Source organism: Salegentibacter mishustinae (assembly GCF_002900095.1).
Lineage (GTDB): Bacteria > Bacteroidota > Bacteroidia > Flavobacteriales > Flavobacteriaceae > Salegentibacter > Salegentibacter mishustinae.
This window is the reverse complement of record NZ_LLKN01000002.1, coordinates 2,615,613-2,628,807: the sequence shown is the minus strand read 5'-3', so window position 1 is coordinate 2,628,807 and position 13,195 is coordinate 2,615,613. Positions and strand designations below refer to the sequence as shown.

Here is a 13,195-nt window from a genome sequence, read left to right as displayed (position 1 = left end):
ACTTTTTGCTGAAAAATTAAAAATATTCTACTTAGTTTATATATTTGCGAAAAATTAGAGTATAAATGAAGGAATTATTAAAATTATACGAAAATAAAGAACCCGAAATCGTTTTCAACTGGAAAGATTCTGAAACGGAAGCTGAAGGTTGGACCGTAATAAATTCTTTACGCGGTGGTGCTGCCGGTGGAGGTACAAGAATGCGTGTAGGATTAGATCAAAATGAAGTGCTTTCCCTGGCCAAAACTATGGAAGTGAAATTTACCGTTTCTGGCCCTCCAATTGGAGGAGCTAAATCGGGTATAAACTTCGATCCTAAAGATCCGCGTAAAAAAGGCGTTTTAGAGCGTTGGTATAAAGCAGTTTCCCCTTTGTTGAAGAGTTACTATGGTACCGGTGGCGATCTAAATGTAGATGAGATAAATGAAGTAATTCCTATTACCGAAGACTGTGGCGTATGGCACCCGCAGGAAGGTGTTTTTAACGGGCACTTTAAACCCAGCGAAGCCGACAAAATTAATAGAATTGGACAGTTGCGCCAGGGTGTGATTAAAGTCCTGGAAAATACCAAATTCTCTCCAGATGTAACCCGTAAATATACCGTTGCCGATATGATTACCGGTTATGGCGTAGCCGAATCGGTTAAACATTACTACGATATTTATGGCGGTGATGTAACCGAAAAAAGAGCCATTGTTCAGGGCTTTGGAAATGTGGGTTCTGCGGCAGCTTATTACCTGGCTCAAATGGGCGTTAAGATTGTGGGAATAATAGACCGTGTTGGTGGTTTAATTAATGAAGACGGATTTACTTTTGAAGAAATTAAGGAGCTTTTTCTTAATAAAGAAGGGAATACAATTAAACACGATAATTTAATTCCTTTTGAAGAAATTAATGAAAAGATTTGGGAGCTTGATGCCGAGATCTTTGCGCCTTGTGCTGCTTCCCGATTAATTACCCAGGATCAAATTAATAATTTGATTGAAAGAAAATTAGAGGTGATTACCAGTGGAGCTAATGTTCCTTTTGCTGATAAAGAAATTTTCTTCGGCTCAATTATGGAATCTACCGACGAGAAAGTTAGCTTAATCCCTGATTTTATTGCAAACTGCGGAATGGCGAGAGTTTTCGCTTATTTTATGGAAAGAAGAGTGCAAATGACCGATGAGTCTATTTTTAACGATACTTCAATGACCATTAAAAATGCCATCCAGAATACCTACGATAACAATAGCAGTAAAACCAATATCAGCAAAACAGCCTTTGAAGTTGCGCTGAAGCAATTGGTATAAGTTTTTGATTAATCTTTTAATTTTAGTTGATTGAGATTATTTCTGAAGATCCTGCTTTCGAGCGGGATTTTTTATGAATAAAATTTAATGAAATTCATCTTCAGGAAATAAAAAATTCCCAATTGGGATAATGCAGTTTGCACTGCTGATTATTTTACTAAATTTGATTTACAATTAAATCTGGTTTATCACGTTACATTAAAAACCCTAATAGAAACCTATGCTATACTTTTTTCAGCAGGACGGCGTTGCCGAAGCCGCCCAGGAGGCAGAACCGGTAGTAGAAGAAAAAACCCTGTCTTTATTCGATTTAATGCTTAGTGGAGGCCTTGGAGGCCAAATCATCATCCTTATTCTTTTTATCCTGTTGTTTGCGGCAGTTTATATTTACTTCGAGAGGCTGTTTGCGATAAAATCGGCCAGCCAGGTAGATAAAAATTTTATGCTTCAAATTAAGGATAACGTTTTAAACGGAAATATAGAATCGGCTAAAATGCGTTGTGCACAAAGTGATTCTCCCGTAGCCAGGTTAACCGAAAAAGGAATTTCCCGAATTGGAAGTCCGTTAGAAGATATTAATACCGCTATAGAAAATGCAGGCCGCTTAGAAGTTTACAAACTGGAGAAGAATGTAAGTATTTTGGCTACTATTGCCGGGGCTGCACCAATGATTGGTTTCCTTGGAACAGTAATAGGTATGGTAATTGCTTTTCATGAGCTGGCAACTAGTAGTGGCCAGGCGCAAATGGGAGCACTTGCTGAAGGTATTTATACCGCGATGACTACAACCGTTGCCGGACTTATTGTAGGCATTATCGCTTATATTGGATATAACCACTTAGTGGTAAAAACCGATAAAGTAGTGCACCAAATGGAAGCTACCGCAGTAGATTTCCTAGACCTGTTAAACGAGCCCGCTTAATATGAATTTAAGAGGAAGAAATAAAGTAAGCCCAGAGTTCAGTATGAGCTCAATGACAGATATTGTATTCCTGTTATTGATCTTTTTTATGCTCACCTCGCCAGTAATTACTCCAGAAGCTTTAGATCTAATACTTCCAAAGGCGAAAGGAAAAACTACCAGCGTTCAGAATGTATCGGTGAGTATTACAAAAGACCTTCAATTCTATGTAGATGATCAGCGTATTACACAGTCTTCATTAGAAAGTACTTTAAAAACCAAATTGTCTGGTAAAGAAAAGCCAACAATTATTTTGAGAGCAGAAGAAGGGGTTCCTATAGAAAAGGCAGTAAATGTTATGGATATCGCGAATCGAAATAGTTATAAGATCGTTTTAGCGGTTAAACCCGAATAAATCTAATTATGTTAGAAACCAAACACGAAAAAAAATCTTTTACCATCACGGTTATCTTACACGTGCTGTTAATTGCATTGCTATTTCTGTTAGGCTTTAAATATTTAGATCCGCCACCAGAGAGTGGAATAGCCATAAATTTTGGGACTTCTGAAGTTGGCTCCGGAAATGAGCAACCTACCGAGCCGGTTAAATCGGCTCCTCAACAAACTACGGTGCCTGAAACCCAAACACAACCGGAACCTGTAATAGAAGAGGAAGTAGTGACCCAGGAAATAGAAGAAGCTCCGGTTATTGAAGAAAAGAAAGAGCCGAAACCGGTAGAAAAGAAGAAGCCGGAAGAACCTAAAGAACAACCACCGGCTAAAAAGCCAGAACCCAAACCAGATCAATCTACTACCGATGCTATGAGTAGTATTTTGAACGGTCCCGAAAGGTCGGGAACCGAAAGTGGAGGAGAAGGGAATGATAATCAGGCCGGGGATAAAGGTGATCCCAACGGGGATCCTAATGCCAGTTCTTATTACGGAAGTGGCTCTGGACTTGATGGAGATGGGAATTACCGTTTAGGTGGAAGAAGGGCTCTAAACAAAGAAAAATTTGTTCAGGATTGTAATGAATCTGGAATCGTGGTGGTTCGTATAGAAGTTAATCAAAACGGGCAGGTAATCAATGCCACGCCCGGTGTAAAAGGAACTACAAATAGCGCTGCCTGTTTATCAGATCCGGCTAGAAGGGCGGCCATGGCCACTCGCTTTAATAGTGATAGCAATGCACCTTCCCGCCAGGTTGGAACCATTATTTATAACTTTAAACTTTCGGAATAAGTGGATGCATATACCCAAACTGTTGACTGGATGTTTCAGCAGTTGCCTATGTACCAAAGAATAGGTGCGCAGGCATTCAAAAAAGATCTTTCGCGTACCCTTAAACTTGCAAAACATCTAAATAATCCGCATAAAAACTTTAAGTCGGTTCATATTGCCGGTACCAACGGAAAAGGTTCTACCAGCCATATGTTGGCTTCGGTGTTTCAGGAAGCCGGTTATAAAGTAGGTTTATATACGTCGCCACATTTAAAGGATTTCCGGGAGCGGATTAAGGTAAACGGTAAATTTATTCCGAAGAAATCTGTAGTAAGTTTTATATATGCAAACAAAGATTTCCTAACTGAAAATCAACTTTCTTTTTTTGAAATGACCGTAGGAATGGCCTTCGATTACTTTTCAAGGGTGAAAGTTGATATTGCTATTATAGAAGTAGGCCTTGGCGGTCGGCTAGATTCTACAAATATTATCATACCAGAGGTTTCGGTAATTACTAATATTGGGATAGATCATATCGCGTTTTTAGGAAATTCTCTTCCTGAAATAGCCCGGGAAAAAGCAGGAATTATAAAAGATAATATTCCGGTAATCATTGGCGAAAAGCAAAAAGAAACTACCGACATTTTTAAGGCTGAAGCTAAAAAACATAATTCAGCGATATATTTTGCTCAGGATTTGAAATTCCCAACCTACCATACCGATCTTAAAGGAGATTACCAGAATAAGAATATGAATACCGCAATTGCCGGGGTAAAAATTTTAAGAGAAAAGGGCTGGGAAATCCCGGAAGAATGTCTTAAAAACGGACTTAATAGTGTAAAGTTGCATACTTCCTTGCAGGGTCGCTGGGATATATTAAAGGAAAAACCCAGGGTGATTTGCGATACCGCACATAATACCGAAGGCTTAACTTTAGTTTTTGAGCAACTAAAAAAGGAAAAATTTCAGCATTTGCATATAGTTTTGGGTGTGGTAAACGATAAAGATTTAGAAAAAATCTTACCCTTATTTCCAAAAACGGCTATTTATTACTTTTCAAAACCAGAAGTTCCTCGTGGGCTGGAAGCTAAAATTTTACAGGAAAAAGCTTCAGAATTTGAGTTGGAAGGAAGGGTATTTAATTCTGTTTCAGAAGCCTATGATGCTGCCGTGGATGCGGCCTTAGATGAAGATTTGGTCTTTGTTGGTGGGAGCACATTTACCGTTGCAGAAATAATTTAATTTTTTTGAAATTTTTCTTGGTGTAGATTAAAAACTAGTCTATATTTGCATCCGAATTCAAGAATAGGGCGCGTAGCTCAGTTGGTTCAGAGCACTTGGTTTACACCCAAGGGGTCAGGGGTTCGAATCCCTTCGCGCCCACCACTATTCAAAAGGCTTCTATAAAAGGAAGCCTTTTTTTAGCAAAACCTTCAATAGAGTAAGGTTTTTATTGAAATTTTAAGACGTAGCTCAGTTAGTTCAGAGCATCCCGATTTTACATCGGGAGGATCAGGGATTAAAATCCCATAAAATATTGTGCTTTCTTTTATTAGTAAGTAGAATTTATTAAAATTATTTAGGGCGCGTAGCTCAGTTGGTTCAGAGCACTTGGTTTACACCCAAGGGGTCAGGGGTTCGAATCCCTTCGCGCCCACTTTTATTCCCAAATCCCAAAGTATACCTACTTTAGGGATTTTTTTATGTCAAAATTTCACGTTTATATACTATTTTCTGAAGCACTGAATAAATATTATATCGGTTCTACACAGGATATTAATATACGTTTAGAAAAGCATTTACAAAGCAAGCAAGGTTTTACATCGAAGGCTAAAGATTGGGTTCTGGTGTATTCTGAAGAATTCAAAATAAGAACAGAAGCAATTCGAAGAGAGCGACAAATTAAGAAGTGGAAAAGTCGAATAATGATTGAGAAATTATTTAAAAAGTAGCTCATCCCGAAGTAAATTCGGGACAAGGTATGGTTCAGAGCATCCCGATTTTACATCGGGAGGATCAGGCAATTGAATCCCTTCGCGCCCACTTTTATTCTCAAATCCCAAAGTACACCTACTTTAGGGATTTTTTTATGTCAAAATTTCACATTTATATACTATTTTCTGAAGCGCTGAATAAATATTATATCAGTTCTACTCAAGATATAAATATTCGTTTAGAAAAGCATTTACAAAGTAATAAAGTTTTTACATCGAAAGCTAAAGATTGGGTTCTGGTGTATTCTGAAGAGTTTAAAACCAGAACAGAAGCAATTCGAAGAGAGCGACAAATTAAGAAGTGCAAAAGTCGAATAATGATTGAGAAATTATTTAAAAAGTAGCTCATCCCGAAGTAAATTCGGGACAAGGTATGGTTCAGAGCATCCCGATTTCACATCGGGAGGATCAGGCAGTTGAATCCCTTCGCGCCCACTTTTATTCCCAAATCCCAAAGTATACCTACTTTAGGGATTTTTTTATGCCTATTTTTTACGTCTATATAATATTTTCTGAAGCGCTAATAGACATCAAGAAAGATGGTTTGCGACTAAGCAAAAATTGGTGTCAAAATATTTAAGAAAAACCTCACAGGTTTTGCTAAGCAAGTGTTTTTTCTTCAGCTTCAATATAATTGGCAAGGTATTGAGCGTCTTTTTTAATTCCGCCTAAAGTTGCTGAGCCTCTTGTATGCAACCAGGGAAGACCTATAAAGTAAAGTCCTTCAATATTACTTATGCCGCGATTATGCTTTGGGTAACCGTCTTTAGTAAGTTCTAAACCTTCTATCCAACTAAAATTAGGTCGGTAGCCGGTGGCCCAGACGATATTCTTTAGCTCTTCAATTTTTCGATTTTCAGTAATTATAATTTCACCTTTTGCGTTCTTAGTTTTTCCTACAGGTATTACATTATCTCTTTTCAGGATACCTTTTACATCCGTGCCAATAATAGGTTGCTTAGACTGACTCAACTTTTTCCCCAACCAGGTTTTTCGGCTAAAATTTAGGAAACCTATTTTAGTAAACCACCACCATAAAGTTTTTCCTAAAATTTCCTGCGGAAGCACACGCACATCGGTAGCGCCCGAAAAATAAGTTGTTCTATTTGTCTGGGAGACTTCATCTAAGATTTGAAAACCCGAATCTCCGGCTCCAACAACCATCGCTGGACCTTTTTTTAATTGACCCGGATTTTTATAATAGTTACTATGAATTTGAAAAATGTCTTCTGATATTTTCTTGGAAAAGGAAGGTGTGTATGGAATATGAAATGGCCCGGTAGCGATAACTACATTTTTGGACTTAATCTCGCCCTCCTGATGTTTCAGAATAAAGTAATCTTCTTCTTTGCTAACTTGCTCCACCAATGTATTTAGACGAACATCAATATTAAATTTAGCTACATAGTTTTTAAAGTATTCAGCAACATCTTCTTTAGTAGGATAATAACCTTTTTTCGCAGGAAAATCCATTCCCGGTAAATTATTGAATTCTGAAGGCGTAAAAAGCTTAAGGGAATCCCAGCGATTTAACCAGGAAGCGCCTACTTCTTTCTCCTTATCTACCACAACATAACTTTTGTCAAGTTCATTGAGATAATAAGCTATAGAAAGTCCGGCTTGAGCGCCACCAACAATTACAAAATCTAACATTTATTCAGGTTTTTGTAAAGGTAAGTTTTAATTTCTAACCGTTAAATCGGTTGAAAAGATTCAGAATTGCTAATTTTAAATCAAATTTAGCTTATGGAAAGAAAAATCAGGCCTTATGTTCTGGCTGAAACAAACTGGAAGCACGTAAAAGATGAAGATTTTAGCGTATCGGTTTTGCCGTGGGGCGCTACCGAAGCACATAACTACCATTTGCCGTATGCTACCGATAATATTCTTGCCGAAGAAGCAGCGATATATACTGCGGGAAAAGCCTGGAAAAAGAAAGCTAAAGTTGTGGTCTTACCTACAATTCCTTTTGGGGTTAATACCGGCCAAATGGACGTGAAATTGTGTATGAATCTTAATCCCAGTACCCAGTATGCTATTCTAAAAGATGTAGCGCAGGTTTTGCAGAAGCACAAGATTAATAAACTGGTGATTCTAAATTCTCATGGTGGAAATAATTTTAAGCAAATGATTAGGGAACTAAGCCTTGAATATCCTAAGCTTTTCGCCTGTTCTGTAAACTGGTGGCAAACTACAGATGCAAGACCTTATTTTGATGAGCCCGGCGATCACGCCGGTGAACTCGAAACCGCTGCGGTGATGCATTTGCGACCCGAGTTGGTTTTACCACTTAAAGAAGCCGGTGATGGCAGCGCCAAAACTTTTAAAATAAAAGCTTTAAAAGAAGGTTGGGCAAGTGCACAGCGTGAATGGACAAGCGTAACAAAAGATACAGGTGTGGGGAACCCAAAAGCTGCAACTGCTGAAAAAGGAAAAAGATTTATTGAAAAAACTACCGATATGATCGCTGATTTCTTTGTAGAATTACATTCAGCAGATCTTGAAGATATGTACCATTAATTATAGAAAAACCAATGCTTAAAGCCCTGGCGTATATTTTTGGATTTTTACTTTTGGGTGAGTTAATTACCTATTTTTTTGAAATTCCAATTGCAGGAAATATTCTGGGAATGTTCTTGATTTTTATAGCTCTGCGTTTAAAGCTCATAAAGCTTCAGGATGTAAAACCGGCTTCAGATAAACTCATAAAATACCTGGTATTGTTCTTTATTCCGTATGGTGTAGGATTAATGGTTTATTTTGAAATTATCGCCGATTACTGGATGCCAATATCTGTGGCAGTAATTGCCAGCACCGTGATCACCCTTTATATTTCAGCTATAATTATTGAAAAGCTAGAAAAATAATGCAGGAGTTTTTCCAATTACCGGTTTTTGGAGTTTTTATAAGCATACTTGCCTTTGCGGGAGGGCGCGAACTTCGCAAAAAGTTTAATTATGTTCTGCTGAATCCGGTATTGTTAGCTATTTTATTTATCATTTCATTTTTATTGATCTTTAATATTGATTTTGAAGATTATAATCGGGGCGGTAAGTTTATTAGTTTTTTCCTGGGACCATCGGTAGTTGCGCTTGGGGTTTTCTTTTATGAGAAATATGAAGAAGTAAAGCAGAATTTAAAGGTGTTTTTACTTTCTGTAGTGGTTGGTGGAGTAAGCGGAATTTTGACGATAATTATTTTTCTTCTGCTTTTAAAAGTTCCCGACTTTATTATTCAATCGCTCGCAGCAAAATCGGTTACCACACCTATTGCTATTGAAATTACCAAACTTACCGGTGGAATTCCTGAAATTACGGCCGGAATTGTAATTGCAGTTGGGATTTTTGGAAATGCTTTTGGCCCTTTTATCCTGAAGAAATTAGGCATTAAAAGTAAAATTGCCATTGGGACGGCGCTGGGAACCGCAGCTCACGGAATAGGAACTGCCCGCGCTTTTGAGGAAAGCAAACTGGCGGGAGTTTACAGCGGACTTGCAATGTGCGTAAACGGAATTATCACAGCACTTCTTACTCCATATTTGCTTCAGTTATTCCTTGGGAGTTTCTCCTGATTCGTTTTCGTTTTGTTCAGTTTTTCGCTTAAAATATTCTATAATTGAAGGTGCGGTAAGTCCGTGAAGGACAACAGAAATTAAAATAATATATGCGGTAATAGCATAGAGTTCATTTTTATGTTCAAAACCTTCAAATTCTACAAAAGCCCAGGAAAGATAGAAAACCGAACCAATTCCTTTAATTCCAAGGAAACTAATTGCAAGCTTATTTTTAAAACTATCTTTTATCCCAATCATACTTATTATACCGGCAACGGGTCTAATAATTAATACAAAAGCGAAAGCGAAAACAATTCCTTTCCAGTCGGTAAGGCTAAGCATTCCATTCATTATAGAAGCTCCAAAAAGAATGATCCATACAACCAGGAGCAAACGTTCTACCTCGTGAATAAAATCGTGCATTTTTGTTTTATAATCTCCACTAACTTTCTCATAATGCCGCAGGCTTAATCCGGTAAAGAAGACCGCCAGGAAGCCGTAACCGTGTATTAGCTCTGTGGCCCCATAACTAAATAGCGTGAGGGAAAGTGCAAGAAAACCGTCAAAAGTTTTAATACCGGTGTATTTATGAACTCTATCCAGTAAAAAGCCTATAGATCGCCCAATGGCAAAACCTGCTATAGTTCCAATTATAATTTTTAAAAAGAATTTATCCAGTACCCAGTCAGAAAAATCGAATGCGGCCCAACTCCCGGCCTGGGCTACCAAAACTGCCATGTAGGTAAATGGGAAAGCAAGCCCATCATTTAAACCCGCTTCTGCGGTAAGTGCAAATCTTATTTTTCCTTTGTATTCTTTTTCTCTCTCTGGGTCGTCAAGTTGAGTTTCGGCAGCCAGAACAGGATCGGTGGGAGCAAGAACGGCAGCTAGCAGCAAAGAAGAAGGAACACTTAAATATAGAAAATGTTGTCCCAGCAAATATGCTGAAATTATACATAGCGGCATAGTTAGAAAAACCAATAAAAAAGGTCTTTTCCAGGCCTTAAAACTATAATTATTACCAATTTTTAAACCGGCGCCCATCAGGGAGATAATTACGATCATTTCAGAAAAATACATAAGACCTTTATCGGCCCATATAGGATCTGGCCATCCAATTGGTAGTCCCAATGCGAATAATAAAAACCCTATAAGAAGTAAAATTATAGGTCCGCTGATTTTAATACGCTTTGAAATTGATGGCAGCCAGGCCATAATAAGTGTGGTGAAACCAATTCCCGCTAAGATCCAGTAATGTTCTTTCATATATTTAAAATTAACTTTTTTAATTGATCTTGCTTAAAACACCGGGTTTTTTTACAAAAGTCTAACAGTTTAAATAAGATAGATTATTAGTTATTCAGCTGATATTTATCATATTAAAATCTTTTTATACAGGTTAACTTTGAGAGAGTAACCAAGGCCTGTAAAAGATGGATACTTCCTTATTTCTCGCTAAATTCTGGGGTTGGTATCTCCTTATTTTCTTTTTTGTACTGAGTTTTAATCCCAGGAGAATACAACAGATCTTTGAAGATCTAAAAGATCAAAAGTTCCTGATATTGGCTGCTTTTGCCGCTATAATTATTGGCTTGCTGAATATTCTTTTTCATAATATCTGGGAACTAAATTGGAAATTTATAATTACCATTCTGGGTTGGACTTCACTTTTTATAGGTCTTGGCCTCTTTGTTTTTCCTGAACCTACTACGCGCAAACTTGCTGTACTAAATCTCAAATTTGTACAAACAATTTATGTGTTGCTTTTCTTATTGGGGATTTTTCTACTGAATATGGGTTATGGACTCGTGTTACAATAAAAATTAAGCTTATGAAATTCATTAAAAAATTTAGAGAGATATCTATAAAAGATGTCACAAAGGTAGGCGGGAAAAATGCTTCTCTGGGCGAAATGTATAACGAATTATCTTCTGAAGGTGTTTTAGTGCCAGATGGTTTCGCTACCACTTCTGAAGGTTTTTGGGCCTTTTTAAAGTCAAATAATATTGAAGAAGAGATAAAAAGTCTGTTGAAAAAACTTGACAGGAAGAATTACGAGAACCTTAGCAATATTGGTTCTGAAGCCAGAAAACTAATTTTAGGAGGAGAATTTTCCAAAGAATTTTCCGAAGAAATTGTTGCGGCTTATAGCGATTTGGGAAAAGGAAAAGATATCCAGGTTGCCGTGAGAAGTAGTGCTACGGCCGAGGATTTGCCGGGTGCGAGTTTTGCCGGCCAGCATGATACTTTTTTAAATATTAAAGGAAACGAAGCTTTGCTTGATGCGGTTAAGAAATGTTTTGCTTCTCTTTATACCAATAGGGCCATTAAATACAGGGAAGACCAGGGCTTTTTGCATCACGAAATAGCGCTTTCGGTTGGGGTGCAAAAGATGGTGCGATCTGATATTAGTTGCTCGGGAATTGGCTTTAGTCTTGAACCCGAATCTGGTTTCAGGAATATTATTCATTTATCGGGTGTTTGGGGATTGGGTGAAAATATAGTGCAGGGATTGGTGAACCCAGATGAGTTTGATGTTTTTAAACCAACTATTGATAAAGCCGAAAACCCTATTATTCAGAAGAAACTGGGACATAAAGAACTTTCTATGGTTTACGCCGAGTCCAGTGGTCATTCTTCAACCGTAAACATTGAAACACCTCTGGAAAAACAGGATAGCTTTGTTTTAATTGACGATGAGGTAATTAAACTTTCCCGTTGGATTTTATTAATAGAAAAGCATTACAATCGCCCAATGGATGTGGAGTGGGCAAAGGATGGTTTAACAAAGGAACTTTTTATTACCCAGGCCCGGCCGGAAACAGTACATAAAGATGAAGATAAACGTTATTATATTGAATATCACCTAAAACAAAAAGGCGAAATTTTAAGCAGCGGAAGCGCGATTGGTTCCAGCATTGCTACTGGCAAAGCACGATTTTTAAAATCACCTGAAGAAGGACATAAATTAAATCCCGGTGAAATTCTTATTACCAATAACACCAGCCCAGATTGGGACCCGCTATTAAAATTGGCAGCTGCAGTTGTAACCGATAGAGGCGGTAGAACCAGTCACGCAGCAATTGTAGCCCGAGAACTTGGTGTGCCGGCAGTAGTGGGAACAAACGATGCTACTACAAAAATTAAAGACGGCGAAATGATTACCGTTTCCTGTGAAGGTAAAACCGGTTTTGTTTATAAAGGTGCCCTGGAGTTTGATACGAAAGAAATTGATTTTGGAAAAATTTCACTTCCCAAAACCGAAGCTAAATTTATTCTATCAGATCCAGACAGGGCTTTTCAACTCTCTTTTTATCCTAATACAGGAATTGGATTATTAAGAATGGAATTTATAATTACCCATAAAATAAAAATTCACCCAATGGCTTTGGTGAAATATGATGAGGTTAAAGAAAAAACGGCGAAAAAGGCTATAGATGAACTTACCTGGCAATATAAAGATAAACGCGATTTTTTTGTTGAAGAATTATCCCGGGGAATAGCCGTAATGGCTGCCGCATTTCACCCAAAAGAGGTAATTGTGAGGCTTAGTGATTTTAAGAGTAATGAATATGCAAACCTAATTGGAGGTCGCCAATTTGAACCTTTAGAAGAAAATCCTATGCTTGGTTTTAGAGGCGCTGCGCGCTATCCGCACCCTAACTATAAAGAGGCATTTGAACTTGAATGTAAAGCTATTAAAAGAGTTAGGGAAGAAATGGGCCTCGATAATTTAAAAGTGATGATCCCTTTTTGCAGAACGATAACAGAAGCAAAAACCGTAATCGATCTTATGAAAGAATTCGAATTGGAACGCGGAAAGAATTCTCTCGAAATCTATATGATGGTGGAAATTCCCTCTAACGTAATTCTCCTTGAAGAATTTGCAGAATATTTTGATGGATTCTCCATAGGATCTAACGATCTCACCCAACTAACGCTTGGCGTTGATCGCGATTCAGAATTAATGGTAAGTGTTTTTGATGAAAATAATGCTGCTGCAAAAGAAATGGTTGCCACAGCGATACAAAAAGCCAGGAAAGTTGGCAAGAAAATAGGACTCTGCGGGCAGGCGCCAAGTGATTTTCCCGAGTTCGCTTCATTTCTGGTAAAAGAAAAAATTGATAGTATTTCGTTTAATCCTGATGCACTTTTAAAAGGAATAGAAAATATTAATAAGGCCGAGGCCGTGCAGTAAATAAATTCGGAGCAAGCTCACGAAGCATTGATATTG

At 37.8% G+C, this 13,195-nt stretch carries 14 protein-coding genes and 2 tRNA genes; 14 read left to right on the top strand and 2 right to left on the bottom strand.

Annotated elements, in window-relative coordinates:
• Nucleotides 1-65 precede the first annotated feature (65 nt).
• The 9 genes from APB85_RS14620 to APB85_RS14580 all read left to right on the top strand — a co-directional run bounded on the left by APB85_RS14620 (nt 66) and on the right by APB85_RS14580 (nt 5,752).
• Complete coding sequence (locus APB85_RS14620) at nt 66-1,292, top strand: Glu/Leu/Phe/Val dehydrogenase dimerization domain-containing protein (protein ID WP_057482150.1); 1,227 nt, start codon at nt 66-68, stop codon at nt 1,290-1,292.
• 220 nt (nt 1,293-1,512) lie between these two features.
• The gene (locus tag APB85_RS14615; protein ID WP_057482149.1) at nt 1,513-2,214 is read left to right on the top strand and encodes a MotA/TolQ/ExbB proton channel family protein; all 702 of its coding nucleotides are present in this window, start codon (nt 1,513-1,515) and stop codon (nt 2,212-2,214) included.
• A gap of 1 nt (nt 2,215) precedes the next feature.
• Nucleotides 2,216-2,608 (top strand): ExbD/TolR family protein, encoded by a 393-nt coding sequence (locus tag APB85_RS14610; protein WP_057482148.1) that lies wholly within the window; start codon nt 2,216-2,218, stop codon nt 2,606-2,608.
• 8 nt (nt 2,609-2,616) lie between these two features.
• The gene (locus APB85_RS14605; RefSeq protein ID WP_057482147.1) at nt 2,617-3,435 is read left to right on the top strand and encodes a hypothetical protein; all 819 of its coding nucleotides are present in this window, start codon (nt 2,617-2,619) and stop codon (nt 3,433-3,435) included.
• Nucleotides 3,436-3,465: 30 nt separating this feature from the next.
• The gene (locus tag APB85_RS14600) at nt 3,466-4,656 is read left to right on the top strand and encodes a bifunctional folylpolyglutamate synthase/dihydrofolate synthase (protein ID WP_057482337.1); all 1,191 of its coding nucleotides are present in this window, start codon (nt 3,466-3,468) and stop codon (nt 4,654-4,656) included.
• 66 nt (nt 4,657-4,722) lie between these two features.
• A tRNA-Val gene (locus APB85_RS14595) sits at nt 4,723-4,800 on the top strand.
• 196 nt (nt 4,801-4,996) lie between these two features.
• Nucleotides 4,997-5,071, top strand: a tRNA-Val gene (locus APB85_RS14590).
• A gap of 46 nt (nt 5,072-5,117) precedes the next feature.
• Complete coding sequence (locus APB85_RS17710; RefSeq protein ID WP_057482146.1) at nt 5,118-5,366, top strand: GIY-YIG nuclease family protein; 249 nt, start codon at nt 5,118-5,120, stop codon at nt 5,364-5,366.
• Between the two features lie 29 nt (nt 5,367-5,395).
• On the top strand, nt 5,396-5,752 hold the full coding sequence (locus APB85_RS14580) for a GIY-YIG nuclease family protein (protein ID WP_317039032.1): 357 nt from the start codon (nt 5,396-5,398) through the stop codon (nt 5,750-5,752).
• A gap of 256 nt (nt 5,753-6,008) precedes the next feature.
• Here the strand turns inward: APB85_RS14580 and APB85_RS14575 are convergent, their stop codons facing one another.
• On the bottom strand, nt 6,009-7,061 hold the full coding sequence (locus APB85_RS14575; protein WP_057482145.1) for a flavin-containing monooxygenase: 1,053 nt from the start codon (nt 7,059-7,061) through the stop codon (nt 6,009-6,011).
• A 93-nt stretch (nt 7,062-7,154) separates the two neighbouring features.
• Between APB85_RS14575 and APB85_RS14570 the strand changes: the two genes are divergently transcribed.
• Genes APB85_RS14570 through APB85_RS14560 form a run of 3 tightly spaced genes read left to right on the top strand, consistent with a single transcriptional unit; the run spans nt 7,155 to nt 8,979 of the window.
• Nucleotides 7,155-7,928, top strand: a complete 774-nt coding sequence (locus APB85_RS14570) for a creatininase family protein (protein ID WP_229792175.1) — start codon at nt 7,155-7,157, stop codon at nt 7,926-7,928.
• 14 nt (nt 7,929-7,942) lie between these two features.
• On the top strand, nt 7,943-8,275 hold the full coding sequence (locus tag APB85_RS14565; RefSeq protein WP_057482144.1) for a CidA/LrgA family protein: 333 nt from the start codon (nt 7,943-7,945) through the stop codon (nt 8,273-8,275).
• The gene (locus APB85_RS14560; RefSeq protein ID WP_057482143.1) at nt 8,275-8,979 is read left to right on the top strand and encodes an LrgB family protein; all 705 of its coding nucleotides are present in this window, start codon (nt 8,275-8,277) and stop codon (nt 8,977-8,979) included. Before APB85_RS14565 ends, APB85_RS14560 begins: the two co-directional genes overlap by 1 nt.
• On the opposite strand, the gene APB85_RS14555 is transcribed toward APB85_RS14560, so the two are convergent.
• Nucleotides 8,956-10,227 carry a cation:proton antiporter gene (locus APB85_RS14555; RefSeq protein WP_057482142.1) on the bottom strand — a complete coding sequence of 424 codons (1,272 nt, stop codon included), beginning with the start codon at nt 10,225-10,227 and terminating at the stop codon, nt 8,956-8,958. The genes APB85_RS14560 and APB85_RS14555 overlap by 24 nt on opposite strands.
• Before the next feature lie 167 nt (nt 10,228-10,394).
• On the opposite strand from APB85_RS14555, the gene APB85_RS14550 reads away from it, so the two are divergent.
• Together APB85_RS14550 and ppsA are read left to right on the top strand one after the other, a co-directional pair.
• Nucleotides 10,395-10,781 (top strand): hypothetical protein, encoded by a 387-nt coding sequence (locus APB85_RS14550; RefSeq protein WP_057482141.1) that lies wholly within the window; start codon nt 10,395-10,397, stop codon nt 10,779-10,781.
• A gap of 11 nt (nt 10,782-10,792) precedes the next feature.
• Nucleotides 10,793-13,159 (top strand): phosphoenolpyruvate synthase, encoded by a 2,367-nt coding sequence (ppsA, locus tag APB85_RS14545; protein WP_057482140.1) that lies wholly within the window; start codon nt 10,793-10,795, stop codon nt 13,157-13,159.
• The last annotated feature ends 36 nt before the right edge of the window (nt 13,160-13,195 follow it).